The following is a 25,703-nucleotide window of genomic DNA, read 5'->3' as shown; positions in this document are numbered from 1 at the left end:
AGCTGGGCCTTACTGAGCGCGTTGCGGGGCTTGCTGCTGTTGCTCGGCCAGGTAGGCGTTGAAGCCGTGGTCGGTGTAAGCGGTAAGCGGCAGGTCGTCGGACAGCACGGCGGCGTCCAGGTCGGCCAGCTCGGCCGCGCGTTGCTCGTGTTGGTTCTGATAGACGCCGGCCAGGCCGATGACCATCGCCAGCAGCGGCGCCGCCACGGCAAGGCCGCGCACCCACTGCATGCCGAGCAGCGAAGCCACATCGAAGCGCGCCTGCTTGCGCGACTGGGGCGCGTCGGCCTTTTTGCGCGACAGGGCAAGCGCGCGCGCGGCGGCCAGCCGGTCGGTGGTCGAGGCCGGCAGGTTCTCGAGGTTCTCGTTCAGGGCGTGGCGGACCTTGTACGCCAGGTTGATGTCGTCGGTATTCATAATTTAATTCCCTTGGCCTCCAGGGCTTTTTGCAGGGAATGCGTAGCGCGCGAGCAATGCGTTTTCACACTGCCCTCGGAGCATCCCATCGCTTGGGCCGTTTCGGCCACGTCCATGTCCTGCCAGTAACGCATGAGGAAGGCTTCCCGTTGACGCGCCGGGAGCTTTTGTATCTCGTCATCGATCAATCGCAGCGTTTCGGCGCGTTCGACCTGATCTGCGCTGGATTCGGCGGCGGCCGTTCCTTCCTCGGCCTCGTAGGAATTGAGTATATCAAAGTCCTCGTCGTCGTCTTCGCCGCGCCGGCCCAGGCTTCCGAAGAGGCTGACCCAGGTATTGCGAACCTTCTCGCGCCGGAAATAATCGAGGATGGTGTTCTGCAGGATGCGCTGGAACAGCATCGGCAGTTCGGCCAGCGGCTTGTCGCCGTATTTCTCGGCCAGCTTGATCATGGCGTCCTGAACGATGTCCAGCGCTGCCTCGTCCTTGCGGACGGCGTACGCAGCCTGCTTGAAGGCGCGCCGTTCCACACTCTCGAGGAAGTCGTTTAGTTCTTTGTCAGTGGCCATGCGATGAAGGGTAGCAAAACCCCCGAATCCTAGCAAAAATTATGGCTGAGCGCACTGAAAACAGGCGTGCCGCGCGCGGCTCGACTATGATTATTCGATCAATCATAGGAAAGGACGTCCATGTTGCGCATCCTGGGCAAGGCAAGTTCGATCAATGTCCGCAAGGTCTTGTGGACCTGCGCCGAACTTGGCCTGCCTTTCGCCAGGGAAGACTGGGGCTCGGGCTTCCAGTCGACCTGGCAGCCGGAATTCCTGGCCTTGAACCCGAACGCCATGGTGCCGGTGCTCGTCGACGCTGACGTCGTGCTGTGGGAGTCGAACACGATCTGCCGCTATCTGGCAGGGCGTTACGGCGGCGGCGCCTTGCTGCCGGCCGATCCGGCGGCGCGCGCCAGGGTGGAGCAGTGGATGAACTGGCAGGCCACTGAGCTCAACAATGCCTGGCGCTACGCCTTCATGGCCCTGGTGCGCAACAGCCCGGCGCATGGCGATCCGGCCCAAATAGCGCAAGGCATCGCGCAGTGGAACCGCGCCATGGGCATCCTCGAAGGCCAGCTCGGCAAGACCGGCGCGTATGCCGCCGGCGCGGCTTTCTCGCTGGCCGACGTGGTGCTCGGCCTGTCGCTCAACCGCTGGCTGAGTACGCCAATCGAACGTCCCGATTATCCGGCACTGCGCGCCTATGCCGAATTGCTGCGCCTGCGTCCAGCTTGCCGCGAATTCTGCCTGAACGGCAGCGCCTGAGTTGCTTTCCGCACCAATTTGGCTATTTCCATATTTGTTCTTGACCTGAATGGTGCAACGCAGTAAGGTATGGAACGCTTTGCAACCCCGAAGCCCAAGGTCGTCCGGAACGGCATATCCCGCTGTTCCAGGAATGACGCGCTTTCACATGTAGGCAGTTTGCTCCAACCCGCGCCAAAAGCGCGAGAGACACGCATTCCGCAGACAGAAACTCACGCCAAACGAGTTTGCGCCCAGCGCCGGTTCGTACGCTGCCTGCCGGCAGCCGAAAGATCGACGTGACCGCAGAAAGAAGGGAAGCATGAGCGCTGTCGCGTGACACGTATCTCGTCAGGAACGAGCATCCGATCAATCTCCCTATGGGTCTTGAAAGGAAAACGTAATGAGTCACGACACGGCAGTTCCCATCACGGGCGCTGAAATACTGGTCCGTTGCCTGGCCGAGGAGGGCGTGAAACACGTCTTCGGCTATCCCGGCGGCGCCGTCCTGTATATCTACGACGCCATCTTCAAGCAGGACAAATTCCAGCACATCCTGGTGCGCCACGAGCAGGCGGCCATCCACGCGGCCGACGCCTATTCGCGCAGCTCGAACCAGGTCGGCGTGGCCCTCGTCACTTCCGGTCCGGGCGTCACCAATGCCGTCACCGGCCTTTCCACCGCCTACATGGATTCGATTCCGATGGTGGTGATCTCGGGCCAGGTGCCGACCCACGCGATCGGCCAGGACGCCTTCCAGGAATGCGACACGGTCGGCATCACCCGACCAGTGGTCAAGCACAACTTCCTGGTCAAGGACGTGCGCGACGTCGCCGCGACGATCAAGAAGGCCTTCTATATCGCCCGTACCGGCCGTCCGGGCCCGGTGCTGGTCGATATCCCGAAGGACATCAGCATGCAGAAGGCCCTGTACGACTACCCGCGCGAGATCGAGATGCGCTCGTACAAGCCGGTCGACAAGGGCCATGCGGGCCAGATCCGCAAGGCCGTGCAGCTGCTGCTGGCCGCCGAGCGCCCGATGATCTACACCGGCGGCGGCGTGATCCTGGCGAACGCCTCGAACGAGCTGAACCGCCTGGTCGACAAGCTCGGCTACCCGGTCACCAACACGCTGATGGGCCTGGGCGCCTACCGCGCCTCGAGCGGCCATTTCGTCGGCATGCCGGGCATGCACGGCACCTACGAAGCGAACATGGCGATGCAGCATTGCGACGTCCTGGTCGCGATCGGCGCCCGCTTCGACGACCGCGTGATCGGCAACCCGAAACACTTCGCCAGCAACCCGCGCAAGATCATCCACATCGACATCGACCCCTCGTCGATCTCGAAGCGGGTGAAGGTCGACATCCCGATCGTCGGCAACGTCAAGGACGTGCTGGTCGAGCTGCTGTCCCAGCTGGACGCGGCCGAACAAAAGCCGAATGAGCAGGCGCTGCAGAAGTGGTGGGGCCAGATCGGCGAATGGCGCGGCCGCGAATGCCTGAAATATGCGCCGTCCATTGATGTCATCAAGCCGCAATCGGTGGTCGAGAGCCTGTGGCAGGTGACCGGCGGCGACGCCTTCGTCACCTCCGACGTCGGCCAGCACCAGATGTGGGCCGCGCAGTACTACCCGTTCAACCAGCCGCGCCGCTGGATCAATTCGGGCGGCCTCGGCACGATGGGCGTGGGCCTGCCGTACGCGATGGGCGTGCAGATGGCGAATCCCGGCGCGACGGTGGCCTGCGTCACCGGCGAGGGCTCGATCCAGATGAACATCCAGGAGCTGGCGACCTGCAAGCAGTACCACCTGACGCCGAAGATCATCCTCCTGAACAACCGCTTCCTGGGCATGGTGCGCCAGTGGCAGGAGCTCGATTACAACTCGCGCTATGCCGAGTCCTACATGGATGCGCTGCCCGATTTCGAGAAGCTGGCCGAGGCCTACGGCCACGTCGGCATGCGGATCGAAAAGCCGGGCGACGTCGAGGGCGCGCTGCGCGATGCCTTCGCCATGAAGGACCGCCTGGTGTTCATGAACTTCATCACCGACCGCAGCGAGAACGTCTGGCCGATGGTCAAGACGGGCAAGGGCTTGTCGGAGATGCTGCTGAGCTCGGAGGACCTGTAATGCGCCACATTATCTCTGTCCTGCTCGAGAACGAAGCGGGCGCCCTGTCGCGCGTGGTCGGGCTGTTCTCCGCGCGCGGCTACAACATCGAGACGCTGACGGTGGCGCCGACCGAGGACCCGACGCTGTCGCGCATGACCATCGTCACCACCGGTTCCGACGACATCATCGAGCAGATCACCAAGCACCTCAACCGGCTGATCGAAGTCGTGAAGGTGGTCGATCTGACCGAAGGCCAGCACATCGAGCGCGAGCTCATGCTGATCAAGGTGAGGGCGGTCGGCAAGGAGCGCGAAGAAATGAAGCGCACCGCCGACATCTTCCGCGGCCGCGTCATCGACGTGACCGAGAAGACCTACACGATCGAGCTGACCGGCGCCAAGAGCAAGCTGGATGCCTTCATCGATGCGATCGACCGGGCTTCGATTCTCGAGACGGTGCGTACCGGCGGCAGCGGTATCGGCCGCGGCGAACGCATTTTAAAAGTTTGAACTGAATACACCAAAACACAGGATATAAAATGAAAGTTTTCTACGACAAAGACTGCGACCTCTCCCTCATCAAAGGCAAGAACGTCGCCATCATCGGCTACGGCTCGCAAGGCCACGCCCACGCCCAGAACCTGAGCGAATCGGGCGTCAACGTCACCGTCGGCCTGCGCCGCGGCGGCGCGTCCTGGAACAAGGTCGAGCAGGCCGGCATCAAGGTTGCCGAAGTCAACGAGGCAGTGCAGGCCGCGGACGTCGTGATGATCCTGCTGCCCGACGAGAACATCGCCCAGGTCTACAAGGAAAACGTCGAGCCGAACATCAAGCAGGGCGCGGTGCTGGCCTTCGCCCACGGCTTCAACGTGCATTATGGGCAGGTGGTGCCGCGCGCCGACCTCGACGTCATCATGATCGCGCCGAAGGCCCCGGGCCACACCGTGCGCAACACCTACAAGCAGGGCGGCGGCGTGCCGCACCTGGTAGCCGTCTACCAGGACAAGTCGGGCGCCGCGCGCGACATCGCGCTGTCGTATGCGATGGCCAACGGCGGCGGCCGCGCCGGCATCATCGAAACCAACTTCCGCGAAGAGACCGAGACCGACCTGTTCGGCGAGCAGGCCGTGCTGTGCGGCGGCGCCGTCGAGCTGATCAAGGCCGGCTTCGAGACCCTGACCGAAGCGGGCTACGCGCCGGAAATGGCCTACTTCGAGTGCCTGCACGAGCTGAAGCTGATCGTCGACCTGATCTACGAAGGCGGCATCGCCAACATGAACTACTCGATCTCGAACAACGCGGAATACGGCGAGTACGTGACCGGCCCGCGCATCGTGACCGAAGACACCAAGAACGCGATGCGCCAGTGCCTGAAGGACATCCAGACCGGCGAATACGCCAAGTCGTTCATCTTGGAAAATAAAGCCGGCGCCCCGACCCTGATCTCGCGCCGCCGCCTGAATGCCGAGCACCAGATCGAGCAAGTGGGCGGCAAGCTGCGTGCGATGATGCCGTGGATTGCCAAGAACAAGCTGGTGGATCAGTCGAAGAACTAAGTTCTGCCACCAACTTAAAAGCCGTCATTCCCGCGCAGGCGGGAATCCAAGTTCTGCGTGCATTTCGATAGCGCGTGCAACTTGGATCCCCGCCTACGCGGGGACGACGGTTTTGCAGCAAACAATTGCATTCGTTTGCAACCGATTGCAACTTTCCATTACATCCATCCCCCACCTCGCCAAAAGGCGCTATCGTTCCCCCTGCAACCCAACAGGAGAACAACAATGCGCCCCTCCCGCCTGATCCTCGCCGCCAGCCTCGCCCTGGCCCTGAACGCCCACGCCCAGACCGCGCCGGCAGCAGCCGCAGCCACCACCAGCGGCACCTTGGTCATCGTCCCCGCCTACGGTGAAGTAAAACATGCCAATGACGAAGCCACCGTCACCTTCTCGGTCGAAGAGCAGGACAAGGACCGCGCCGCCGCGCAGGCGCGCGTGAACCAGAAGATGAAGCAGGGCACCGACATCGTGCGCCGCGAAGATCCGCGCGCCGAGCTCAAGACCGTCAACTACTACAGCTACCCGGTGTATCCGGAGGTGCCGGACAATCCGCAGCGCCCGCTGGCCACCCAGGCCGCGCGCCGCGTCCCGATCGGCTGGCGCGTCGGCCAGTACCTGGAACTGAAGACGCGCAATCTCGAGAACCTGCCGAAGACCGCCGCCGCGGCACAGAAGGTGCTGGGCATCACCGGCATCGACTACCATCTCAGTCCGGAGCTGACGAAGCAGATGGACGACCAGCGTATCGCCGCCACTTACCGCAATCTGAACGAACGCATCGCCTCGATCGCGCGCGCGATGGGCCGCAATGTCAATGAGGCCGTGATCGATACCGTCGATTTCGAAGGCAGCGGGAATTACGTGGGCGGGCAGGCCGACGCCGCCGCGGCGCCGATGGCGATGATGCGCGGCAAGCGCTTCGCCGAATCCGGCGAGACCCCGGAACCCAGTTTCGAGCCCGGTGTAACGCGCCTGGAAATGCGTGTCGTCGGGAAGGTGAAATTCCGGTAACAGTATCGGTTCGCTAACTGCAGGGCGCGGCCATATAATGGCGTCATCCGCGCCCGCGTGCGCAGTTTCCGAATAACAATACTTATGCCAACATTCCCACGCCGCAGAAAAAACGCCGCGCCCAAGACGGGCCGCTTCGGCCGCTTCAGCCGCTTCAGCCGTGCTCCGCGCAAGACGGATGCAGGAACCCGCCCGCGCCGCGGCATCTACCTGTTGCCGAATGCCTTCACCACCGCCGCGCTGTTCGGCGGCTTCTACGCCATCGTGATGGCAATGAACCAGCGCTTCGACCACGCCTGCTGGGCCGTGTTCATCGCCATGGTGCTCGACGGCCTGGATGGCCGCGTCGCGCGCCTGACCAACACGCAGTCGGAGTTCGGCGCCCAGTACGACTCGTTGTCCGACATGGTCTCCTTCGGCGCCGCACCGGCGCTGGTGATCTACGAATGGTCGCTGCGCGGCTTGGGCAAGCTCGGCTGGATCGCCGCTTTCGTCTACTGCGCCGGCGCCGCGCTGCGCCTGGCCCGCTTCAACACCAACATCGAAGTCGTCGACAAGCGCTTCTTCCAGGGCTTGCCCAGCCCGGCCGCGGCGGCGCTGGTGGTCGGCTTTGTGATGATGATGACCGATCCCGAGATCAACATCAGTCCCCGCCAGGCCGACTGGATCTCGTGGAGCATTGCGCTGTTCGCCGGCATCACCATGGTGACCAACGTGCCCTTCTACAGCTTCAAGGACGTCAATTTCCGCAAGTCGGTGCCCTTCATCGTCGTGTTCCTTGTCGCCCTGGGACTGGCGCTGCTGGCGATCGACCCGCCGAAGGTACTGTGGCCGCTGTTCGTGCTGTACGGCCTGTCTGGCTATGCGGTCTACCTGTGGCGCCTGGCCAAGGGCAAGCCGGTCAGCATCGTGCAGACCGAGGAAGAGCCGCTCGATCCGAGCGAGCGGCGCTGATCTTTTTTAATCGCGCAGGGTGCGCCAGGTCTGCTGCTTGGCCGGCTCTTCGTGCGCCGGGCAGTTGGTGATGCGCAGCTTGCCGTGGTGCTCGATCATCTCGACGTCGGTATTGGTGGCGCGCTCGGTCAGGCAATAGGTGCCGTTGCCGGTGATGACGCGCGAGCGCCGCGCGCCATCGCCGGTGTTGTTCACCAGTTCCTCCACCTTTGGCGCTTCCCACAGGCGCGGCGCCGCCAGCGCGTGGGCCTGCTCCATGCCGCGCTGCATGCGGATCACGGGGCTGTCCAGCGGCGCCGCGATATACGGATTGTTTTCCTTGCGCAGGGTCTTGGCGATGCTGCCGATGTCGCGCCTGGCCTGCTGCAGGATCTGTTCGGCGCTGGGCTTCTGCGAGGCAGCTTGCGGCAATGCATCCGCTTTTGCGGTGGGCGCCGCCGGTGCCGTTGCGGCACTGTCGGCTGGCGCAGCTGAGGGCGTTACGACAGGCAAGGGCGGGAGTGAAAGGGCAGGGCGCGAATGCAGGCCCGGCGCCGTGGCCTCCTTGCGCGGCGCGGCCGGCTGCGGGTCGGGCTCCGGCTCGCGCCGCTTCAGCTTCGGCAACTGCAGCGGAATCCACAGCAGGCGGGTGCGGGATCCGTCCGGCTGCGTCGCCGGCGCCGGCAAGGTACGAACGGCCTGCCAGCCGATCACCAGCGCCACGTGCACGAGAACGGTCAGCAGCAGTCCATAGCGGCGATCGGAGACGGATGTGTGGTAGGCGCGGTCCATGCGGAAAGAGTATAGCCGTCCCGGAGAGCGGCTTTGTCACACATCCTCACCGTCGCCTTAGCCGCGCCTTAAAACGCGCGCGCCGATCCGCCGCTCGTCCCTATACTGGGTTTCCGATCTCTGCCGTGGAAGCCGATGACCAAAACCGTTTTCTATATCGCCGCAAGCCTGCTGCTTGCCCTGACGCTGGCGGCGTGTTCGCCGCTGGCTGTGGTGAATGCGGTGTCGCCGAACGGCGCCGCGCAGCTGGCCGAAGGCATCCGCTACGGCGCCGGCGAGCGCCACCTGCTCGACGTCTATCGGCCGAAAGGGGAGGCGGGACTGGCCCCGGTCATCGTGTTCTTCTACGGCGGCAACTGGGTCAGCGGCGACCGGAAAGACTACGCCTTCGTCGGCCGCGCCCTGGCCGCGCGTGGCTACGTGGTGGTCGTGCCGGACTACCGGCTGTATCCGAAGGTCAGCTATCCGGACTTCCTGGACGATGCGGCGCAGGCCGTCGCCTGGACCGAGCGCAGCATCGGGGCTTATGGCGGCAACCCGCGCCAGGTCTTCCTGATGGGGCATAGCGCCGGCGCCTACAATGCCGCCATGCTGGCGCTGGACGGGCGCTGGCTGGGCCGCCAGGGCCTGCGGCCGGATTCGTTGCGCGGCTGGATCGGCCTGGCCGGTCCCTACGACTTCCTGCCGGTGCAGAACCCGACCGCGCGGCCGGTCTTTCATTTCCCGGATACGCCGGCGGACTCGCAGCCGGTCGAGCATGTCGGCGCGTCGGCGCCGCCGGCCCTGCTGGTCGCCGCGAAGGAGGACAAGCTGGTCAACCCGGTCCGCAATACCGGCGGCCTCGCGGCCAGGCTGCGCGGCGCCGGCGTGCCCGTGCGTGAAATCTATTATGACGGCGTGGGCCATGCGACCCTGGTGGCATCGCTGTCGGCCTCCTTGCAGCGCCTGGCGCCGACCCTGGATGCGGTCGATGCCTTCGTGCGCAGCGATGGCGGCCGCAATGGTGCGCTCAGCGATGCCGGAAACGGTCGTCGTACATCGGGTCCGGGCCGTTGAGCATCTGCTGCACCACGCCGTTCTGGTCGAAGTGCACGCTCATCATCGAATTCCACACCCCCGCTTCCTTGTAGCGGTAGGACCAGACTTCGTAGTCGTGAAAGGCCACGCGCGAGATCTCGGCCGGGCGGCCATAGTTGCGCAGGATGTCGTCCCTGGTCCACTGGCCGACCTTCACCTTGGCGAAATTCTCGCTGGTCAGCACCTGCTCGAAGGAGAGCAGGCGGCCGTCGGCACCGATGCGCGCCATGTGCTGGAACTGGCCCATCGGCTGGCCGCGGTATTCGAGCACCTGGCCGCCGTCCGGCATCGGATAGCTGGCGGCCGGCTGGCCCAGCGCCGCCGAGACTTCGCCCACCGAAGCGCCGACGGGCGGCGGCTGGCGGAACAGCGGCGCGCAGGCGGACAGCGACAGCGCGAGCGCCGCCAGCGCGCAGTTTCGGATCAGGCAAGACATCGCATCCTCACAGTCCCTTGAAACGGTCGTCGAGCAGCGGGTCGGCGCTGTTGAAGACGCGCAGCACCGTGCCGCGGGCATTGAAGTCCACGTTCATCAGCGAATCCCACACGCCTTTTTCCTTGTAGCGGTAGGACCAGATTTCGCCGTCCTCGCGGCGCGAGCGCACGACCTCGGCCGGGCGGCCGAAGTTGCGCAGCACCTCGTCGCGGGTCCAGCGATTCGGCTCGATCCGGGCGAAATTTTCGGTGGTCAGCACCTGTTCGTAGGATAGCAGCGTGCCATCGGCCTTGAAGCGCGCCATGTGCTGGAACTGGCCCATGGGCTGGCCGCGGTATTCGAGCACCTGGCCGCCGTCCGGTTCCGGATACACGGCGCTCGGCTTGCCGAGCCTGGCCGTGACCTCGGCCAGGGGCGTGCCGGCGGCAGGGGGCTTGGGCATCAAATGGCCGCAGGCGGAGAGGGCCATGCCAATGGCCAGGGCGAGGGCGTATCTGGATGTGTTCATGAGTATCAAAAAAACAATGGAGATGCAATGCATTGTAGCGAAGTCCAGGAAACGCTGGCCTCACCCGAGGTTTTCGCCTATACTTCCCGGTCTTGGCTTTCGAGGCCAGGTTTTTAATAACTCACGGTGCGCTGGGTTCCGACTCTTGCACCGCATGTGAAAGGTAACATCATGTCCGTAGAACACATCAACAAAGCAGCCATCATCGCCGACAACGCACGTGGCGACAAAGACACCGGCTCCCCGGAAGTCCAGGTTGCACTGCTGACCGCACGCATCAACGAACTGAACGGCCACTTCAAGGAACACAAGAAAGACCACCACTCGCGCCGCGGCCTGATCATGATGGTCAACCGTCGTAAGAGCCTGCTGGCTTACCTGAAGAACAAGGACCTGAACCGTTACCGCGATCTGATCGCCAAGCTCGGTCTGCGTAAGTAATTGTTGCGCTTCGAGCGTCAAGCTTGAATCGAAATGCCTGCGTCAGTCAGACTGCCGCAGGCATTTTTGTTTTTCTTGGCGCCTTTCGGGGTCAGAGCCCGGTTCATACGGGTGGGCTCTGACCCCGAAAGGCGCCAACTGACTTGCAGTAAAGGCTATCGAAACCGGATAGCCCGCGGTGAGGTGAACGACAGCGCCTGAAAATCTGTCGGCAAATAGAAAGGGATTACCCATGTTTAACAAAGTTACGAAAACCTTCCAGTACGGCGATCACACCGTGACCCTGGAGACCGGCGAAATCGCTCGCCAGGCCAGCGGCGCTGTCGTCGTGTCGGTCGAGGACACCGTTGTCCTGGCAACCGTGGTGGCGAAGAAAGACGCCAAGCCGGGCCAGGACTTCTTCCCGCTGACCGTCGACTACATCGAGAAGAGCTACGCCGCCGGCAAGATCCCGGGTGGCTTCTTCAAGCGCGAAGGCCGTCCGTCGGAGAAGGAGACCCTGACCTCGCGCCTGATCGACCGTCCGATCCGCCCGCTGTTCCCGGAAGGTTACCTGAACGAAGTCCAGGTCATCATCCACGTCCTGTCCGTGAACCCTGAAATCGATCCGGACATCCCTGCGATGATCGGCGCCTCGGCCGCCCTGTGCGTGGCCGGCATCCCGTTCAGCGGCCCGATCGGCGCCGCCCGCGTCGGCTACGCCAACGGCCAGTACATCCTGAACCCGACCACCACCCAGCTCAAGACCTCGCAGATGGACCTGGTCGTCGCCGGTACCGAGCACGCCGTGCTGATGGTCGAATCGGAAGCGCAGCAACTGTCTGAAGAAGTCATGCTGGGCGCGGTCGTCTACGGCCACGAGCAGATGAAGGCCGTGATCGACGCGATCCACGCCCTGGTCGAAGAAGGCGGCAAGCCGGAAGTCGAGTGGAGCCCGGCGCCGAAGAACGAAACCCTGATCGCGCAAGTCGCGCAACTGGCGGAAGCCAAGGTCCGTGACGCTTACCAGACCCGCGAAAAGGCGGCGCGCCAGCAGAAGCTGAAGTCGCTGTCGGGCGAAGTCATGGCCGGCCTGCAGGAGCAGGGAATTGCCGCGGACAGCGCCGAAGTCGGCAACATCCTGTTCGACATGGAAGCCAAGGTCGTGCGTTCGCAGATCCTGGAAGGCGAGCCGCGCATCGACGGCCGCGACACCCGCACCGTGCGTCCGATCGAGATCCGCACCAGCGTCCTGCCGCGTACCCACGGCTCGGCCCTGTTCACCCGCGGCGAAACCCAGGCGCTGGTCATCGCCACCCTCGGTACCGGCCGCGACAGTCAGAAGATCGACGCGCTGATGGGCGAGTACACCGACGACTTCATGATGCACTACAACATGCCGCCGTTCGCCACCGGCGAAACCGGCCGCGTGGGCACCCCGAAGCGCCGCGAAATCGGCCACGGCCGCCTGGCCAAGCGCGCGCTGGTCGCTGCGCTGCCCAACCCGGAAGATTTCAGCTACTCGGTGCGCCTGGTCTCGGAAATCACCGAGTCGAACGGTTCCTCGTCGATGGCCTCCGTCTGCGGCGGCTGCCTGGCGCTGATGGACGCGGGCGTGCCGATGAAGGCGCACGTGGCCGGCATCGCCATGGGCCTGATCAAGGAAGGCGGCAAGTTCGCGGTCCTGACCGACATCCTGGGCGATGAAGACCACCTGGGCGACATGGACTTCAAGGTCGCCGGCACCACCTCGGGCATCACCGCCCTGCAGATGGACATCAAGATCCAGGGCATCACCAAGGAAATCATGCAGGTGGCACTGGCCCAGGCCAAGGAAGCCCGCCAGCACATCCTGGGCGAAATGCAGAAGGCCATGCCGACCGTGAAGACCGAGCTGTCGGACTTCGCACCGCGCCTGATCACCATCAAGATCAACCCGGAAAAGATCCGTGACGTGATCGGCAAGGGCGGCGCCGTCATCCGCGCGCTGACCGAAGAAACCGGCACCCAGATCGACATCACCGACGAAGGCATCGTGACCATCGCGTCGGTCGACGCCGCCGCCGGCCAGGAAGCCAAGCGCCGTATCGAAGAGCTGACCGCATCGGTCGAAGTGGGCAAGACCTACGACGGCACCGTGCTGAAGCTGCTGGACTTCGGCGCCATCGTGCAAGTCATGCCGGGCAAGGATGGCCTGCTGCACATCTCGCAGATCGCCAACGAGCGCGTCAACGCCGTGGCCGATTACCTGAAGGAAGGCCAGCAAGTGCGCGTGAAGGTCCTCGAGACCGACGAGCGCGGCCGCCTGAAGCTGTCGATGAAGGCTGCTGCCGCGGATGATGCCGCGGCGGGTGCTGCGCAGTAATTCTGCCTGCTTTGGCCGCTTCGGCGGCTATCTATAAAAAAACCGCCAGTGCGTGAGCCTGGTGGTTTTTTTATTTTCGACCAGATCACAAGCAGTCGACGGTGAAGCCCATGAAGGAAGCGATCGGATGGGGATGTCGTTGAGAAGCGGCAATACGGTGCGGCGAAGTAAGGGAAGACTTGTCAGGTCCAATCGACCTCAGGAGTCCACATGGCGTCTTCATCTGCCATCCAACAGTTTCTTCAGCTGACAAGGGATGAGAAGGTTTATATTTTCATGTATCCGGAACATGCGGCTGCTATCAAGACATCAAAAGACACGGCATACGCGGAAACCCGGCGGCGCTTTGGAAGAAATGGACACAATGACCGCTCGGATGCATTTCGCCATTGTTTTTAGTCCGCATTGCTGTCGCGTGATATCGGATACGCGGGTGCGCTAAGGTTCACGACAGCGCACGAATCATCGCCGACAAATGATCCAGCCGAGAAGGTAATGGAGATGCATAACAATTCGATCGGGCTCAAGATTCGCCGGAGCAAAGGATCGGACTTCGCCTTGAACTCAGGACAACTCAAGGTGCTCGACGAATGAGGGTGAAGATGCGTTTCCTGTCTGCGGCAGTGCTATCGATTGCTGTGCTCTCTGGATGTTCAGGTGAATCCATCGAGAAGCAGGCGAAAAAGCTGGGTACACGAGAATTCACCGCGCAGGCATGGAGGGGCGGGACGCAGGAAGAGCGCGGTCAAATGATCGCGTCCTTCCTTGGCAAACATGTCGTTACCGAGCTTACCGGCAAACAAGTGAAGGATTTGCTTGGGCCTTCGACAGGCTATTACGACTACGACGAATATCCGGCCTATCTCGTTGGGCCGGGCACGGTGAGGACTGAGTACGGCAGCAGCTATCTGTGGGTCTTCATGACGGACAAAAATAGCGGAAAAGTTCGTGAAGTTATTCTGGTGCCACCGGTGCAGGACAAGTAAAGTTGAGTTTGCCGGGCCCGTTGGCGATTTTTTCACGCGTCAAGCGAGCTCCGGATGATGCTCCCTGAGCCAGCTCCTGAAGTGGTCGAGCAGCGCGCCCGCCTGCTTCTGCGCGTCCTCGAGCGCGGCGGCGCTGACCGGCACGCCTTCATAATCGTCGCAGTTCCGAAGCTCCCGCAAATCGTCGAGTTGCACCACGGTGCTCTTGTCCAGGCCGATCGAAACCGGCAGTGACTGGATTGCGGTCTGGTGATGTCCGGGTTTGCTGGTGGAAGTGCGATAGCCATTCGCGAGCAGTCCGGCAATCGCGCATTGCATGACACACTTGTAGGCGGCGTCGAAGCGGTTTTCGTTGCTGATGGCGGTCACGCCGGCATCATCCAGGTTGCGTTCGGCTGCCGCCAGCAAGCGCTGGATATCGGCGCGGTCCGGCCTGGCTTCGTCGAGGCTGCCGATCTCCAGCAGATTTTGTAGGCTCATCTATGTTATCCGGTTGAGTGGTATGGCGTGCCCGACTGTAACACTGCCGGGCGGCGCGCTTGGTTCGCTGCTTAGCAAATTGTGCAACGTGCATACAAATTATTGCTGCCCAAATCGGAAAATCTCAGTAAAATCAAATTCCTCAAATCCCGGCCACCCGATCCCTGTGCGCCGGCAAAACCGATTCATCACGCTCACTTCCACCAATTCCTTTTGCGTGCTCGCGTTCAACGCAGCACGGCGCCGGCACGCGCCTGCAAACGTGCCGTAGCATCCAGGAAATGAATGGTATAGTGGGCCATTTAACAGAATGGCCCTAGTTGCAATATTGAAAGGGCCTTAACCACCTTCCAAGACAAAGGAAAGCAAGATGACCACTCAGGACTACGCGGCCAGCATCAGCCAGATCATTCAGGAACATGAGGCCGACATCGGCGCCGAATGGGTGGCGCAGCTGGAAGCGCTGACGGTCCGCTCGAACGTGGTCTCGAAGGAGCAGCTGCGCAGGCACTGCCAGCAATTCCTGGCCGCCTTCGCCAAGGGTACCCGCGGCGGCGAGCTGCAGAACATCGAGCACCGCTCGTGGGACGAAGCGCGCGACATCCTGTCCGAAATCTCGTCCTCGCGCGCCAAGGGCGGCTCGACGCCGAGCGAAACCGCGACCTTCGTGTTCTCGCTCAAGCAGCCGCTGTTCAAGCATCTGAACGCGGGCTTCGCCGGCGAGCCGGCGGTGCTGGCCAACGCTTCCTGGGCCATCAGCTCGCTGCTCGACAAGTTCGGCCTGTACACCATCGAAGTGTTCCAGCGCGCGCGCGACCAGATCATCGTGCGCCAGCAGCAGGAACTGCTGGAGCTGTCGACCCCGGTCGTGAAGCTGTGGAACGGCATCCTGGCGCTGCCGCTGATCGGCACCCTGGACTCGGCGCGTACCCAGGTGGTGATGGAAAACATCCTGCAGAAGATCGTCGACACCGGCGCGGCCATCGCGATCATCGACATCACCGGCGTGCCGACCGTGGACACCCTGGTCGCCCAGCACCTGATGAAGACCATCGCCGCCGCCCGCCTGATGGGCGCGGACTGCATCATCAGCGGCATCCGCCCGCAGATCGCCCAGACCATCGTCCACCTCGGCGTCAACCTGGAAGACGTGACCACCAAGGCCAGCCTGGCCGACGCCTTCGTGGTCGCGCTCGAGCGCACCGGCACCGCGATCGTGAAGAAGGGCTGAGATCCGCATGGAACGCATCCCGATTCTCCGCATGGGCGACCTGCTGCTGGTGACGATCCAGGTCGACATGCATGACCGCCTGGCCATGACCCTGCAGGACGACCTGACCGAGCGCATCGTGCGCGACAACGCCAAGGGCGTGCTGATCGACATCTCGGCGCTGGACCTGGTCGACTCCTTCATCGGGCGTATGATCAGCAACACCGCCGCGATGGCGCGCGTGCTGGACGCCCAGACCGTGGTGGTCGGCATGCAGCCGGCGGTCGCGATCACGCTGGTGGAGCTGGGCCTGACCCTGCATGGCGTGAAGACGGCGCTGAACGTCGAAAAAGGCATGGCCCTGTTAGGAAAGACCCATTTTTGATGAGCGCAGCTCTCAGTTCCACTGTGACTTTCGATACCGCGCTGCTCGAGCTGCATGCCCGGCTTCGCACTGCGCGCTTGACGCTGCCCCTGCGTTCCGACGAGGACGTGGTCGGGCTGCGCAAGCACGTGCGCGAGCGCGCGGTGGCGATCGGGCTGTCGCTGGTCGACCAGACCAAGCTGGTGACCGCCGCCAGCGAACTCGGGCGCAACACGATCAAGTACGGCGGCGGCGGCGAGGTTCACCTCGACGCGCTGGAAGATGGATTCAAACGCGGGGTCGGCCTGATCTTCGTGGATAATGGGCCGGGCATTCCCGACCTCGAGCTGGCCCTGCGCGATGGCTACACGACCGGCGGCGGCCTGGGCCTCGGCCTGAGCGGCTCCAAGCGCCTGGCGGACGAGTTCGAGATCGATTCCCGGCCGGGAGAGGGCACGGCAGTGTCTATCGTCAAATGGAAACGCTGATCAGTTCTCTGCACCCGCAACTCGTCTTCCCGATCAATCACGCCAGTGACATCGCCGCCGCCCGGCGCGCCGGCCAGAAGCTGGCCGACGAACTGGGCTTCGACGACGTCCAGGCGGGCCGCCTGGCGATCGTGATCACCGAGGCCGGCACCAATATCCTCAAGCATGCCGGCGAGGGCACGCTCTACGTCATGCGCGCGCAATCCGGCGCGGCGATGGCGGGCATCGACGTGCTGGCGATCGACAAGGGGCCCGGCATCCTGGACTTCGAAGCCAGCCTGCGCGACGGCGTCTCGACCGCCGGCACCGCCGGCAACGGCCTCGGCGCGCTGCAGCGCCAGTCCGACGAATTCGACGTCTGGTCCCTGCCCGGCAAGGGCGCGGCCTTCTTCATGCGCCTGTGGCGCGGCAGTCCGCCGCCGGTTCCCTGCGGGATCGAGGTCGGGGCGCTGTTCGTGCCGCTGGCCGGCGAAGAAGCCTGTGGCGACGGCTGGGCCGCCAGCTGCGATCTCGACGGCGCCACGCTGCTCGGCGTCGACGGCCTGGGCCACGGCCCGGAAGCGGCCAAGGCCGCGCGCGCGGCCGTCCACGCGCTCGAGCGCCGGCCGGCTTCAAGCCCATCCGAAGTGCTGCACACCGCGCACGAGGCGCTGCGCATCACGCGCGGCGCGGCGCTGTCGGTGGCGCGCATCGACTACTCGGGCAACGAGGTGCGCTTTGCCGGCATCGGCAACGTCAGCTGCGTGGTCCACGACGGCGCCGCGCGCCGCGCGCTGGTCTCGCACAATGGCATCGTCGGCGCCAACATGCGCAAGGTGCAGGAATTCACCGCCGACTGCCCGCCGGGCGCGCTGGTCATCCTGCATTCCGACGGCGTGCAGACCCAGTGGGACCTGAACGACTATCCCGGCCTGCATGGGCGCGCACCGCTGCTGGTGGCCGGCATCCTGATGCGCGATTTCATCCGCGGCCGCGACGATGCGCTGGTGCTGGTCGGCCGGCGCCATGAGGAGCACGCATGAACGCGCAGCGGATTCTCAACGTCCGCCTGTCGGGCGAGCAGGACGTGGTGCTGGTGCGCCAGCGCGCGCGCCAGGTATCGAAGCTGCTCGGCTTTTCGCAGCAGGAGCAGGTGCGCATCGCCACCGCGGTGTCGGAAGTCGCGCGCGGCGCCTGCCAGCTGGGCTTCGGCGGGCGCGCGCTGTTCCAGTTGCGCGACCATAGCGCCACCCGCCAGTGCCTGGAGATGACGATCACCGCCGGCGCCGCCGCGGCCGGCAAGACCCTGCCGGACGACGCCGTGGTGACGGCGCACCGCCTGATGGACGAGTGCGACATCGGGTTTGACACGCATGGCGCGCCGACGGTCACGATGTGCAAGCTCCTGCCGCTCCAGGCCTGGATCGACGGGCCGCGCCTGGCCGCGCTGAGCGCCCAGCTGGCCAAGGACAGCCCGGTCGCCAACAGCTACCTGGAGGTGCACCAGCAGAACCAGGAACTGGTGGCCACCCTGGCCGAGCTGCGCGAACGCCAGGAAGACCTGCTCGGGCTGACGCGCGAACTGGAGGACACCAACCGCGGCATCGTCGCGCTGTACGCCGAGATCGAAGACAAGGCCGAGCGCCTGCGCAAGGCCGACGAGATGAAGTCGCGCTTCCTGTCGAACACCAGCCACGAGCTGCGCACGCCGCTGTCCTCGATCCGCGCGCTGGCGGGGCTGCTGCTGGCCCGCCTGGACGGCGACCTGACCGAGGAGCAGGAGCGCCAGGTGAAGTTCATCGAGAAGGCCGCCAACGACCTGTCGGAACTGGTCAACGACCTGCTCGACCTGGCCAAGATCGAGGCCGGCAAGGTCGAATTGCAGCTGGCGCCGGTGGTGCCCGAGAACCTGTTCCGCGCGCTCAAGGGCATGCTGCGCCCGCTGGTGGACGAGGCCCGGGTCGAGCTGGTGTTCGAGACCCCGGACTTCGAGGAAGCCTTCGAGTCGGACGAGGGCAAGATCGCCCAGGTGCTGCGCAACTTCATCTCGAACGCGCTGAAGTTCACCGAGCAGGGCGCGGTCCGCGTGCGCGCCCACCTGGACCGCGAGCGCGATACCATTACCTTTGCGGTGAGCGACACCGGGATCGGCATCGGCCCGGACAACCTGCAACTGATTTTCGAAGAATTCAGCCAGATCGAGCACCCGCTGCAACGCCGCAGTAAGGGCACGGGACTCGGCCTGCCGCTGTGCCGCAAGCTGGCCGAACTGCTCGGCGGGCGGGTCGAGGTCGAGAGCCAGGTCGGCGCCGGCTCCACCTTCAGCCTGATCCTGCCGCGCAGTTTTCCGCACATCGATGGATAGAAGATGACTACCCCAACCCTGATCCTCAACGTCGACGACAACGATGGCGCCCGCTACGCCAAGACCCGGATCCTGCAGAGCGCCGGGTTCGAGGTCATGGAAGCCACCAACGGCACCGATGCGCTCGTGGCCGTCAAGCGCCGTGCCATCGCGCTGGTCCTGCTGGACGTCAAGCTCCCGGACATCAACGGCATCGAGGTCTGCCGCCGCATCAAGGCCGACCCCGACAGCGCGCTGGTGCTGGTGCTGCAGACTTCCGCCGCGCTGACCGGCCGCGCCGACAAGATCCGCGGCCTGGAAGGCGGCGCCGACAACTACCTGGCGGCGCCGATCGAAGCCGACGAGCTGATCGCCAACGTCAACGCGCTGCTGCGCATGCGCCAGACCCAGAACGCGCTGCGCGACAGCGAGGAACGCTTCCGCCAGCTGACCGAGAACATCGAAGACGTGTTCTGGATGTTCTCGGTGCCGGCGCGTGCGCTCGAATACGTCAGCCCGGCCTATGCCAGGAACTGGGGCCGCAGCGCCGAGTCGCTGGAACGCGAGCCGGGCAGCTGGCTGGACGCCGTGCATCCCGAAGACCGCGCCTGGGTCGAGGGCATGTGGCGCGGCCTGCAGGAGCATCCGCACTACGAAGCCGAGTTCCGCATCGTCCTGGACGACGGTTCGACGCGCTGGGTACGCGACCGCCTGTTTCCGGTGCGCGACGCGCGCGACGAGGTCTACCGGGTGGCGCGCGTGACCAGCGACATCACCCGGCGCAAGGAGATGGAAAGCCTGCTGCGCGCGGCCGACAGCAACAAGAACGAGTTCCTGGCGACGCTGGCGCACGAGCTGCGCAATCCACTGTCGCCGATCCGCAATGCGGCCGCGCTGCTGGGCGCGAGCGGCGCCGGCGCGGCCGAGCACCAGGCGCGCGCGCGCGAAGTCATCACGCGCCAGGTCGACCACCTGGCGCACCTGGTGGACGACCTCCTGGACGTGGCGCGCATCTCGGAAGGCAAGATCGCGCTGCGCAAGGAGGAGGTCGACATGAACGGCGTGATCGCGCAGGCGATCGAGACCGCCGGCCCGCTGATCGCGGCGCGTGCGCACCACCTCGAAGTGATCCAGCCGGAGCGCCAGATCTGGGTCTCGGGCGACCCGGTGCGGCTGGCCCAGTCGATGGGCAACCTGCTGCACAACGCCGCCAAGTTCACGCCGAAGGGCGGCCATATCCGGGTCGAAGTGAAGCTGGACGGCGATCTGGTCCGGATTGCGGTCCGGGACAACGGCATCGGCATCGCCGAGGACAACCTGCCGCGCATCTTCGGCATGTTCACGCAGGCCGCGGTGCCGCCGGACCGCGCGCCGGAAGGCCTGGGCATCGGCCTGTCGCTGGTCTCGCGCCTGCTCGAGATGCACGGCGGCCACCTGACGGCGAGCAGCCCCGGGATCGGCATGGGCAGCACCTTCACGGTCGAGCTGCCGGTGCTGCGCACCTCGGCGCCACAGGATCCGGCGCCCGCCGGCAACGCCGATGCCGGCCAGGCGGAGCAGAAAGGCCGCCGCGTGCTGCTGGTCGACGACAACGTCGATGCCATGGAGATGATGGCCTTCCTGCTGGCCGAGATGGGCTACGAGGCCCACACCACCGCCGACGCCGCCGACATCGTCGAGCTGGCGCTGGCGCAGCAGCCCGACGTGATCGTGCTCGACATCGGCCTGCCGAACGTCGACGGCTACGAGGTCGCGCGCATGATCAAGCGCCATCCGGCGCTGCAGTCCATCCGCCTGGTGGCGCATACCGGCTACGGCTCGCCGGAAGACCGCCGCAAGGCGCAGGAGGCAGGCTTCGATGCGCACCTGGTGAAGCCGGCGGAGCTGGACGACCTGGAGAAGGCGCTGCAGGGCTGATTGAATGCTACGTGGGCTCGGGGAGCCCACCCTACAGCTGATCGTAGAGTGGGCACCCTGTGCCCACGTGCATTGCGTGCGTCAACGCACCGAACCGGCGCCCGCGACGGGTCTAATCTGGCGGCACCAACCCACCAGACGGAGGCCAACATGCCCAAGGGAGCCAGCCCGAAGCGCGAGCGCGAATTCAAGAAGCTCGAGACCGAGTTCAAGAAGGAACACCGCTATCCCGGCCGCGAGGAAGAGGTCGCGGCGCGCGTCGTCAACAAGCAGCGCGCCGAGCATGGCGAGACCAAGCAGTCTTCGCACAGCGGCAACAAGCAGTCCGCCAAAAAGTAAGTCGTCAATATAAAAAGCCTCCCGGGCTCGCACCCGGGAGGCTCGGTCACGCCCGCAAGGCGCGCTCGATTACTTGTCGGTGACGGTGAAGTCGCCGAAGGCCTTCAGCTGCTCGCCGACGGACTTGCTGTCGCCGACCACCACGATGGACTGGTTCTCGGGGTTGAAGTACTTCTTCGACACGTCGCGCACCTGTTCCGGCGTGACCTTCTGGATCAGCGGCACGTACTGCGACAGGTACTCGGGCGGCAGGCCGACCAGCCAGTTCGACGCCAGGGTCGCCGCCACCGCGCGTTGCATCTGGTTGGCCAGCACGTAGCCGCCGGCCACGTAGCGCTTGTGCATCTCCATTTCCTGCGGCGAGATCAGTTCGCCGCCGATGCGCTTGTACTCGTTGAAGTACTCGGTCAGGGCCGCGCCGGTGACTTCGTTGCGCACGTCGGCGCCGCCGACGATGCTGCCACCTTCGCGCATCATGCGCGCGCCGGCCGAGGCGCCGTAGGTGTAGCCCTTTTCTTCGCGCAGCTTGATGTTGACGCGGCTCGAGAAGCCGCCGCCCAGGATGGTGCTGGCCAGGCGCAGCGGCACCTGGTCGTCGGCGGTGGCGGCGATGCCCGAACCGCCCAGGCGGATGGTCGACTGCACGCTGCCCGGACGCTCCAGCAGGACATGGACCGGCTTGGCGGCGGCTGGCGCCTTCGCGCCCGCTGCCGGCGCGGCGCCTTCGGCCTTCCAGTCGCCGAAGGCTTGCTGGGCCAGTTTCATGGCGTCGGCTTCCTTGATGCGGCCGGCGATCACCAGCAGCGCCTGGTCCGGACGGAAGCGCTTGGCGTGTTCCGCCTTCAGCAGCGCTTCGTCGACCGAATTGATGCCTTCGACGGTCGGCGTGGTGTGGCCATAGGGGTGCTCGCCAAACACGGCGCGGTTGAGGGCGCGCTCGGCGCGGAAGCGCGGCTGGGTTTCCTGCACGCGCAGGGCCTGCAGCGCATTGGCCTTGGCCAGCGCCACTTCCTTGGCCGGGAAGACCGGCGTGCGCGCGACTTCGGCCAGCAGCTGCATCATCGGACCGGCCTGCGAAGCCAGGGCGTTGGCGCTGACGGTGATGCCGTCGGCGCCCGCGCCGCCGCCCACCGAGCCGCCCAGGCCCTGGGCCAGTTCGGCGATGGCGCGCGAGTCATGCCTGGCGGTGCCTTCGTTCAGCAGGCCTGCCATCATGTTGGCGAAGCCCGGATGGGCGGCGTCGTCGGCGATGTAGCCGGCGTTGCGCACGGCCAGCACCATGTCGACCCGCGGCACGCCGTTGCGCGGCACGACCCAGACCTGCAGGCCGTTGGCCAGGGTCTTCTTGGCGATGTGCGGGGAGGGCAGGGGCTTGTCCTTGCCATAGGCGGGCATGCCGGCCGGCTTGGCCGGGGCGGCGGCTTCGGCGGCGAAGGCCGACGTCGTGAAGGCCGCCGAGATGGCGGCGATGAGCATCAGTTTTTTCATGATGCGGCTCCTTATTTCTTTTCAGTTGGGGCCGGGGTGGTGACGGCCTTGTTGGCCGGCTGCGGCGCGGCCGCCGGCGCGGGTTTCGCCACCGGCTTACGGTCGATCACGGTACGGTTGGTCTTCACCAGGTAGGTCGCGGCGACGCGCTGGATATCCTTCGACGTCACGCCTTCGATCCAGCCCGGCACCTTGTTGACGACATTGGCGTCGCCCCACAGGGTCTGCAGCTTGGCCAGGGTATCGGCGCGGCGCAGGATGTTTTCGAGGCTGTTGTTCCAGTCGGCGACCATGCTGGTCTTGACGCGCTTCAGCGTGGCGTCGTCGACGCCGTCCTTCGCGACCTTGGCGATCTCTTCGTCCATCGCGGCCAGCATCGCATCGGCGCTGCTGTTCGGCTTGTACAGGCCGGTGACCGTGAACAGGGTCGGGCCATCGTATTCGAACGGGCCGGTCAGGCCGAAACCGCCGGAGATGTTCAGCGCGATCTCGCGGCCTTTCACCATGCCCTGGTAGAACAGGGAGGCGTCGCTGCCTGCCAGCAGTTCGGACAGCACGGCCATCGGGGCCTGGTCGGCCGAACCGCGGGCCGGCACTTTCCAGGCGGCGGCCACGGCCGGCACCTGGGCCAGGGCGTCGCTCTGCTCGATGCGTTTTTCCTGGGTGTTCGGGCCTTCGGTGAAATCGGTGGCCTTCGGGGTTGCGCGCCTGGCGATGCCGCCGAAGTATTTCTGGGCCAGCGCAAAGCCCTGGGCCGGGGTCACGTCGCCGGCGATCGCCAGCACCGCGTTGTTCGGGCCGTAGTAATCGCGGTGGAAGCCGCGCACGTCGTCCAGGCTGGCGCCTTCGAGGTCTTCGAAGCTGCCGTAGCCGTCGTGGTTGTTCTCCCACTTGTTGAAGGCCAGCTTGCTGATGTCGATCCAGTTGAAACCGCCGTAAGGCTGGTTCTTCACGTTCACGCGGATCTCTTCCTTCACCACGTCCTGCTGGTTCTTCAGCGTGGCCGGATTGAAGTCGAGGGTCTTCATGCGGTCCGCTTCCAGCCACAGGATGGGCTCGAGCGAGGACACCGGCGCGGTCTCGATGTAGTTGGTGAAGTCGGGACGGGTCGAGCCGTTGTTCTGGCCGCCGCCGCCGGTGATGGTGCGGTCGAACACGCCCTTCGGCGCATTCGGGGTGCCCTGGAACATCAGGTGTTCGAACAGGTGGGCGAAGCCGGTGCGGTTGCGCGGCTCGAGGCGCATGCCGACGTGGTAGACGACCGAGACGCCGACGGTGGGCGAAGTATGGTCTTCGGAGACAATGACCGTCAGGCCGTTGTCGAGCTTCTTGACGTTGACCGGCAGGGTCCACTGGTCGCTGTTCGCGGCGTACGCGGACATCGACAGCGATACTCCGGCCAGCAGGGCGGGTAATAGGCGCATGCGCATTGATAACCTCTGATTTTAGGCTGGTTCGAAACTGCGTTCATCTGTCCGGATCGTATCCAGGCAGCAGTTTATATTAGCGCAATGTCATGCAAATAAGTAACTTTTGCGACAAAAAAGTACAGTTTTATCAGTAACTTATATGCATAATTATCGGTTTCGCTGTTTATTCATCTGCATGCCGATCCAGGCTATGCGTCGCTGGGACCGCGATTTCTGCAGTTCGTCGCAATCCCGTGGGCATGGACGAGCGGGGGGATTACCCTGACCATGTGTAAATGCTAAGCTTGCTTTACAAGAACATGAATCGGAGATTTGGATGAACAAGGTTTTCACTCTCGGCACGGCGGCCGCCATTTTCTGGGCCGGCTTCGGACTGGCGCAGGCAGCGCCCGAGGTCGCCACCGAGACACGGCCCATCGATGCGCGCGTGGTGCGCGTCAAGCTGGACGGCGCAGTCGATTTGCGGATCCGGCAGGGCAGCACCGCCACGCTGACCCTGAGCGGCGATCCGCGCTGGCTGGCCAAGACCGTCACCGTGCAGAGCGGCGATACGCTGAACATCGATACCGACATCCACGGCCGCGTGCGCCTGGGTTCCCTGCATGCCGAGCTGACCCTGCCCGCGCTGCGCGAGGTGAGCTCGGAAAGCGTGGGCTCGACCGACGTCTCCGGCTTCTCCGGCGACGAGCTCGAACTGAGCCTGGATGGCGCCGGCTCGATGCGGATATCCTGTAATTACAAGCTGGTGTCGGCCAGCCTGGGCGGCATCGGCAGCATGCACCTGCAGAGCCTGAATGGCGAGGGCGTGGACCTGAACCTGCGCGGCGCCGGCTTCGTGAACATCAGCGGGCGCGCCAAATGGCTGAAAGCCGACCTCGGCGGCCTGGGCAGCCTGGATGCGAAGGAGTTCGTCACCGACAGCGTCAACGTCGACCTGTCCGGCCTGGGCAACGCCAGCGTCACGGCGCACCAGAACGCCAGCCTGAACCTGTCCGGCATGGGCTCGGTGACGGTGTACGGCAAGCCCCTGAACCGCAAGGTGGCGGTCGACGGGCTGGGCAAGGTCAGCTGGAAGTAAGACACCGACAACACACAGAACAACAATAAGAAGACCCGTTCCGAACGAGACAATGAGAAAACACATCGTTGCCATCCTGCTGGCCCTGGGGCTGCACAGCAGTGCGATGGCAGGCTTCACGGAAGGCGCCAATGCCTACAACGCCCGCAATTACGCGCTGGCGCTGAAGGAGATCACGCCGCTTGCCAAGGCCGGCAACGCGGATGCGCAGCATTTGCTGGGCCTGATGTACTACATGGGCCGCGGCGTGCAGCGCGACTACAAGCAGGCCTTCGCCTGGCACTACAAGGCGGCGGCGCAGGGCAAGGCCGACGCCCAGTACGTGATCGGCGCCATGTACTACACCGGCAACGCGGTGCCGCAGGACCAGAAGCTGGCCGTGACCTGGTTCCGCAAGGCGGCCGAGCAGGGCCACCCGGATGCCCAGCACGCGCTCGGCCTGATGTACCGCTACCACGTCGCCGGCATGCCGCAGGATATGGTGATCGCCTACATGCTGTGGAACCTCGCGGCCGCCAACGGCCACCGCAGCGCGACCGAGCAGCGCGCCATCATCGCGCGCCAGATGACCCAGGAACAGATCGAGGAAGCGCAGTCGCTGTCGCGCAACTGGAAGCCGGGCACGGCGCTGCCGACCCAGTCGAAGACCGGGGGCGCCAGCTCCTGATTGGTCCGTCGTCC

28 protein-coding genes are annotated in these 25,703 nt (G+C 64.7%); 20 read left to right on the top strand and 8 right to left on the bottom strand.

Going from position 1 to position 25,703, the window contains the following annotated elements; all coding sequences use genetic code 11:
- Positions 1 to 9 precede the first annotated feature (9 nt).
- Together ACFPO9_RS09045 and ACFPO9_RS09040 are read right to left on the bottom strand one after the other, a co-directional pair.
- The gene (locus ACFPO9_RS09045) at positions 10 to 417 is read right to left on the bottom strand and encodes a DUF3619 family protein (RefSeq protein ID WP_379769684.1); all 408 of its coding nucleotides are present in this window, start codon (positions 415 to 417) and stop codon (positions 10 to 12) included.
- Positions 414 to 986 (bottom strand): RNA polymerase sigma factor, encoded by a 573-nt coding sequence (locus ACFPO9_RS09040; RefSeq protein ID WP_379769681.1) that lies wholly within the window; start codon positions 984 to 986, stop codon positions 414 to 416. The genes ACFPO9_RS09045 and ACFPO9_RS09040 overlap by 4 nt, the downstream gene beginning before the upstream one ends.
- Before the next feature lie 120 nt (positions 987 to 1,106).
- Between ACFPO9_RS09040 and ACFPO9_RS09035 the strand changes: the two genes are divergently transcribed.
- The 6 genes from ACFPO9_RS09035 to pssA all read left to right on the top strand — a co-directional run bounded on the left by ACFPO9_RS09035 (position 1,107) and on the right by pssA (position 7,342).
- Positions 1,107 to 1,730 (top strand): glutathione S-transferase family protein, encoded by a 624-nt coding sequence (locus tag ACFPO9_RS09035; protein ID WP_379769679.1) that lies wholly within the window; start codon positions 1,107 to 1,109, stop codon positions 1,728 to 1,730.
- Between the two features lie 382 nt (positions 1,731 to 2,112).
- Complete coding sequence (locus ACFPO9_RS09030) at positions 2,113 to 3,840, top strand: acetolactate synthase 3 catalytic subunit (RefSeq protein ID WP_379769677.1); 1,728 nt, start codon at positions 2,113 to 2,115, stop codon at positions 3,838 to 3,840.
- The gene (ilvN, locus tag ACFPO9_RS09025; RefSeq protein WP_230029864.1) at positions 3,840 to 4,331 is read left to right on the top strand and encodes an acetolactate synthase small subunit; all 492 of its coding nucleotides are present in this window, start codon (positions 3,840 to 3,842) and stop codon (positions 4,329 to 4,331) included. Before ACFPO9_RS09030 ends, ilvN begins: the two co-directional genes overlap by 1 nt.
- 29 nt (positions 4,332 to 4,360) lie before the next feature.
- On the top strand, positions 4,361 to 5,377 hold the full coding sequence (ilvC, locus tag ACFPO9_RS09020; protein WP_379769674.1) for a ketol-acid reductoisomerase: 1,017 nt from the start codon (positions 4,361 to 4,363) through the stop codon (positions 5,375 to 5,377).
- A gap of 225 nt (positions 5,378 to 5,602) precedes the next feature.
- Positions 5,603 to 6,388 (top strand): SIMPL domain-containing protein, encoded by a 786-nt coding sequence (locus ACFPO9_RS09015; protein WP_379769672.1) that lies wholly within the window; start codon positions 5,603 to 5,605, stop codon positions 6,386 to 6,388.
- 84 nt (positions 6,389 to 6,472) lie between these two features.
- Positions 6,473 to 7,342, top strand: a complete 870-nt coding sequence (gene pssA, locus ACFPO9_RS09010) for a CDP-diacylglycerol--serine O-phosphatidyltransferase (RefSeq protein WP_379769670.1) — start codon at positions 6,473 to 6,475, stop codon at positions 7,340 to 7,342.
- A 6-nt stretch (positions 7,343 to 7,348) separates the two neighbouring features.
- Here the strand turns inward: pssA and ACFPO9_RS09005 are convergent, their stop codons facing one another.
- Positions 7,349 to 8,113, bottom strand: coding sequence for a hypothetical protein (locus ACFPO9_RS09005; RefSeq protein WP_379769668.1), 765 nt, complete (start codon positions 8,111 to 8,113; stop codon positions 7,349 to 7,351).
- Positions 8,114 to 8,248: 135 nt separating this feature from the next.
- Here ACFPO9_RS09005 and ACFPO9_RS09000 point away from each other — a divergent pair, with 135 nt between their 5' ends.
- Positions 8,249 to 9,169 (top strand): alpha/beta hydrolase, encoded by a 921-nt coding sequence (locus ACFPO9_RS09000; protein ID WP_379769666.1) that lies wholly within the window; start codon positions 8,249 to 8,251, stop codon positions 9,167 to 9,169.
- Here the strand turns inward: ACFPO9_RS09000 and ACFPO9_RS08995 are convergent.
- Positions 9,123 to 9,626 (bottom strand): hypothetical protein, encoded by a 504-nt coding sequence (locus ACFPO9_RS08995; RefSeq protein ID WP_379769664.1) that lies wholly within the window; start codon positions 9,624 to 9,626, stop codon positions 9,123 to 9,125. The genes ACFPO9_RS09000 and ACFPO9_RS08995 overlap by 47 nt on opposite strands.
- Positions 9,627 to 9,633: 7 nt before the next feature.
- Positions 9,634 to 10,134, bottom strand: coding sequence for a hypothetical protein (locus ACFPO9_RS08990; protein ID WP_379769661.1), 501 nt, complete (start codon positions 10,132 to 10,134; stop codon positions 9,634 to 9,636).
- 171 nt (positions 10,135 to 10,305) lie between these two features.
- Here ACFPO9_RS08990 and rpsO point away from each other — a divergent pair, with 171 nt between their 5' ends.
- The 4 genes from rpsO to ACFPO9_RS08970 all read left to right on the top strand — a co-directional run bounded on the left by rpsO (position 10,306) and on the right by ACFPO9_RS08970 (position 13,905).
- On the top strand, positions 10,306 to 10,575 hold the full coding sequence (rpsO, locus tag ACFPO9_RS08985) for a 30S ribosomal protein S15 (protein ID WP_047826294.1): 270 nt from the start codon (positions 10,306 to 10,308) through the stop codon (positions 10,573 to 10,575).
- A 232-nt stretch (positions 10,576 to 10,807) separates the two neighbouring features.
- Complete coding sequence (pnp, locus tag ACFPO9_RS08980; RefSeq protein ID WP_379769659.1) at positions 10,808 to 12,919, top strand: polyribonucleotide nucleotidyltransferase; 2,112 nt, start codon at positions 10,808 to 10,810, stop codon at positions 12,917 to 12,919.
- A gap of 405 nt (positions 12,920 to 13,324) precedes the next feature.
- A complete protein-coding gene (locus ACFPO9_RS08975) occupies positions 13,325 to 13,513 on the top strand; it encodes a DUF6973 domain-containing protein (RefSeq protein WP_379769656.1) in 189 nt (62 codons plus the stop codon).
- Between the two features lie 8 nt (positions 13,514 to 13,521).
- On the top strand, positions 13,522 to 13,905 hold the full coding sequence (locus ACFPO9_RS08970) for a hypothetical protein (RefSeq protein ID WP_379769653.1): 384 nt from the start codon (positions 13,522 to 13,524) through the stop codon (positions 13,903 to 13,905).
- 39 nt (positions 13,906 to 13,944) lie between these two features.
- On the opposite strand, the gene ACFPO9_RS08965 is transcribed toward ACFPO9_RS08970, so the two are convergent.
- Positions 13,945 to 14,385 (bottom strand): DNA-binding protein, encoded by a 441-nt coding sequence (locus ACFPO9_RS08965; RefSeq protein ID WP_379769651.1) that lies wholly within the window; start codon positions 14,383 to 14,385, stop codon positions 13,945 to 13,947.
- 370 nt (positions 14,386 to 14,755) lie between these two features.
- Here ACFPO9_RS08965 and ACFPO9_RS08960 point away from each other — a divergent pair, with 370 nt between their 5' ends.
- From ACFPO9_RS08960 to ACFPO9_RS08930, 7 genes are all read left to right on the top strand, one after another.
- Complete coding sequence (locus ACFPO9_RS08960) at positions 14,756 to 15,616, top strand: STAS domain-containing protein (RefSeq protein WP_379769648.1); 861 nt, start codon at positions 14,756 to 14,758, stop codon at positions 15,614 to 15,616.
- Positions 15,617 to 15,623: 7 nt separating this feature from the next.
- Positions 15,624 to 15,980, top strand: coding sequence for an STAS domain-containing protein (locus ACFPO9_RS08955; RefSeq protein ID WP_379769646.1), 357 nt, complete (start codon positions 15,624 to 15,626; stop codon positions 15,978 to 15,980).
- On the top strand, positions 15,980 to 16,447 hold the full coding sequence (locus ACFPO9_RS08950) for an anti-sigma regulatory factor (protein WP_379769643.1): 468 nt from the start codon (positions 15,980 to 15,982) through the stop codon (positions 16,445 to 16,447). Before ACFPO9_RS08955 ends, ACFPO9_RS08950 begins: the two co-directional genes overlap by 1 nt.
- A complete protein-coding gene (locus ACFPO9_RS08945) occupies positions 16,435 to 17,469 on the top strand; it encodes a SpoIIE family protein phosphatase (protein ID WP_379769640.1) in 1,035 nt (344 codons plus the stop codon). Before ACFPO9_RS08950 ends, ACFPO9_RS08945 begins: the two co-directional genes overlap by 13 nt.
- On the top strand, positions 17,466 to 18,791 hold the full coding sequence (locus ACFPO9_RS08940) for an ATP-binding protein (protein ID WP_379769637.1): 1,326 nt from the start codon (positions 17,466 to 17,468) through the stop codon (positions 18,789 to 18,791). Before ACFPO9_RS08945 ends, ACFPO9_RS08940 begins: the two co-directional genes overlap by 4 nt.
- A gap of 3 nt (positions 18,792 to 18,794) precedes the next feature.
- Positions 18,795 to 20,687: an ATP-binding response regulator gene (locus tag ACFPO9_RS08935; RefSeq protein ID WP_379769634.1), complete on the top strand. Its 1,893-nt coding sequence runs from the start codon at positions 18,795 to 18,797 to the stop codon at positions 20,685 to 20,687.
- A gap of 150 nt (positions 20,688 to 20,837) precedes the next feature.
- Positions 20,838 to 21,026: a hypothetical protein gene (locus tag ACFPO9_RS08930; protein WP_379769631.1), complete on the top strand. Its 189-nt coding sequence runs from the start codon at positions 20,838 to 20,840 to the stop codon at positions 21,024 to 21,026.
- Between the two features lie 69 nt (positions 21,027 to 21,095).
- Here ACFPO9_RS08930 and ACFPO9_RS08925 read toward each other — a convergent pair whose 3' ends face one another.
- On the bottom strand, positions 21,096 to 22,514 hold the full coding sequence (locus ACFPO9_RS08925) for a M16 family metallopeptidase (RefSeq protein ID WP_379769629.1): 1,419 nt from the start codon (positions 22,512 to 22,514) through the stop codon (positions 21,096 to 21,098).
- An 11-nt stretch (positions 22,515 to 22,525) separates the two neighbouring features.
- Complete coding sequence (locus ACFPO9_RS08920) at positions 22,526 to 23,938, bottom strand: M16 family metallopeptidase (protein ID WP_379769626.1); 1,413 nt, start codon at positions 23,936 to 23,938, stop codon at positions 22,526 to 22,528.
- 322 nt (positions 23,939 to 24,260) lie between these two features.
- Here ACFPO9_RS08920 and ACFPO9_RS08915 point away from each other — a divergent pair, with 322 nt between their 5' ends.
- Entirely contained in the window at positions 24,261 to 25,022 is a 762-nt protein-coding gene (locus ACFPO9_RS08915) for a GIN domain-containing protein (protein ID WP_230029845.1), read from the top strand.
- A 52-nt stretch (positions 25,023 to 25,074) separates the two neighbouring features.
- Positions 25,075 to 25,689, top strand: a complete 615-nt coding sequence (locus ACFPO9_RS08910; protein ID WP_379769623.1) for a tetratricopeptide repeat protein — start codon at positions 25,075 to 25,077, stop codon at positions 25,687 to 25,689.
- The last annotated feature ends 14 nt before the right edge of the window (positions 25,690 to 25,703 follow it).

Source organism: Massilia aerilata, from assembly GCF_042656905.1.
GTDB classification, from domain to species: Bacteria; Pseudomonadota; Gammaproteobacteria; order Burkholderiales; family Burkholderiaceae_D; genus Telluria; species Telluria aerilata.
The sequence above is the reverse complement of the archived record's forward strand: the minus strand, read 5'-3'. Positions and strand labels throughout refer to the sequence as shown.

Excerpts from the sequence above, each read along its gene's own strand:
- ACFPO9_RS08935 (WP_379769634.1), top strand. The coding sequence starts at position 18,795 with ATGACTACCCCAACCCTGATCCTCAACGTCGACGACAACGATGGCGCC.
- ACFPO9_RS08960 (WP_379769648.1), top strand. The coding sequence starts at position 14,756 with ATGACCACTCAGGACTACGCGGCCAGCATCAGCCAGATCATTCAGGAA.
- ACFPO9_RS09015 (WP_379769672.1), top strand. The coding sequence starts at position 5,603 with ATGCGCCCCTCCCGCCTGATCCTCGCCGCCAGCCTCGCCCTGGCCCTG.
- ACFPO9_RS08965 (WP_379769651.1), bottom strand. The coding sequence starts at position 14,385 with ATGAGCCTACAAAATCTGCTGGAGATCGGCAGCCTCGACGAAGCCAGG.
- ACFPO9_RS08950 (WP_379769643.1), top strand. The coding sequence starts at position 15,980 with ATGAGCGCAGCTCTCAGTTCCACTGTGACTTTCGATACCGCGCTGCTC.
- ACFPO9_RS08940 (WP_379769637.1), top strand. The coding sequence starts at position 17,466 with ATGAACGCGCAGCGGATTCTCAACGTCCGCCTGTCGGGCGAGCAGGAC.
- ACFPO9_RS08925 (WP_379769629.1), bottom strand. The coding sequence starts at position 22,514 with ATGAAAAAACTGATGCTCATCGCCGCCATCTCGGCGGCCTTCACGACG.
- ACFPO9_RS08970 (WP_379769653.1), top strand. The coding sequence starts at position 13,522 with ATGCGTTTCCTGTCTGCGGCAGTGCTATCGATTGCTGTGCTCTCTGGA.
- ACFPO9_RS09045 (WP_379769684.1), bottom strand. The coding sequence starts at position 417 with ATGAATACCGACGACATCAACCTGGCGTACAAGGTCCGCCACGCCCTG.
- ACFPO9_RS08955 (WP_379769646.1), top strand. The coding sequence starts at position 15,624 with ATGGAACGCATCCCGATTCTCCGCATGGGCGACCTGCTGCTGGTGACG.
- ACFPO9_RS09030 (WP_379769677.1), top strand. The coding sequence starts at position 2,113 with ATGAGTCACGACACGGCAGTTCCCATCACGGGCGCTGAAATACTGGTC.
- ilvC (WP_379769674.1), top strand. The coding sequence starts at position 4,361 with ATGAAAGTTTTCTACGACAAAGACTGCGACCTCTCCCTCATCAAAGGC.
- pnp (WP_379769659.1), top strand. The coding sequence starts at position 10,808 with ATGTTTAACAAAGTTACGAAAACCTTCCAGTACGGCGATCACACCGTG.
- ACFPO9_RS08920 (WP_379769626.1), bottom strand. The coding sequence starts at position 23,938 with ATGCGCCTATTACCCGCCCTGCTGGCCGGAGTATCGCTGTCGATGTCC.
- rpsO (WP_047826294.1), top strand. The coding sequence starts at position 10,306 with ATGTCCGTAGAACACATCAACAAAGCAGCCATCATCGCCGACAACGCA.
- ACFPO9_RS08945 (WP_379769640.1), top strand. The coding sequence starts at position 16,435 with ATGGAAACGCTGATCAGTTCTCTGCACCCGCAACTCGTCTTCCCGATC.
- ACFPO9_RS08915 (WP_230029845.1), top strand. The coding sequence starts at position 24,261 with ATGAACAAGGTTTTCACTCTCGGCACGGCGGCCGCCATTTTCTGGGCC.
- ACFPO9_RS08930 (WP_379769631.1), top strand. The coding sequence starts at position 20,838 with ATGCCCAAGGGAGCCAGCCCGAAGCGCGAGCGCGAATTCAAGAAGCTC.
- ACFPO9_RS09005 (WP_379769668.1), bottom strand. The coding sequence starts at position 8,113 with ATGGACCGCGCCTACCACACATCCGTCTCCGATCGCCGCTATGGACTG.
- ACFPO9_RS09000 (WP_379769666.1), top strand. The coding sequence starts at position 8,249 with ATGACCAAAACCGTTTTCTATATCGCCGCAAGCCTGCTGCTTGCCCTG.
- ACFPO9_RS09035 (WP_379769679.1), top strand. The coding sequence starts at position 1,107 with ATGTTGCGCATCCTGGGCAAGGCAAGTTCGATCAATGTCCGCAAGGTC.
- ACFPO9_RS08910 (WP_379769623.1), top strand. The coding sequence starts at position 25,075 with ATGAGAAAACACATCGTTGCCATCCTGCTGGCCCTGGGGCTGCACAGC.
- ACFPO9_RS08990 (WP_379769661.1), bottom strand. The coding sequence starts at position 10,134 with ATGAACACATCCAGATACGCCCTCGCCCTGGCCATTGGCATGGCCCTC.
- pssA (WP_379769670.1), top strand. The coding sequence starts at position 6,473 with ATGCCAACATTCCCACGCCGCAGAAAAAACGCCGCGCCCAAGACGGGC.
- ACFPO9_RS09040 (WP_379769681.1), bottom strand. The coding sequence starts at position 986 with ATGGCCACTGACAAAGAACTAAACGACTTCCTCGAGAGTGTGGAACGG.
- ACFPO9_RS08995 (WP_379769664.1), bottom strand. The coding sequence starts at position 9,626 with ATGTCTTGCCTGATCCGAAACTGCGCGCTGGCGGCGCTCGCGCTGTCG.
- ilvN (WP_230029864.1), top strand. The coding sequence starts at position 3,840 with ATGCGCCACATTATCTCTGTCCTGCTCGAGAACGAAGCGGGCGCCCTG.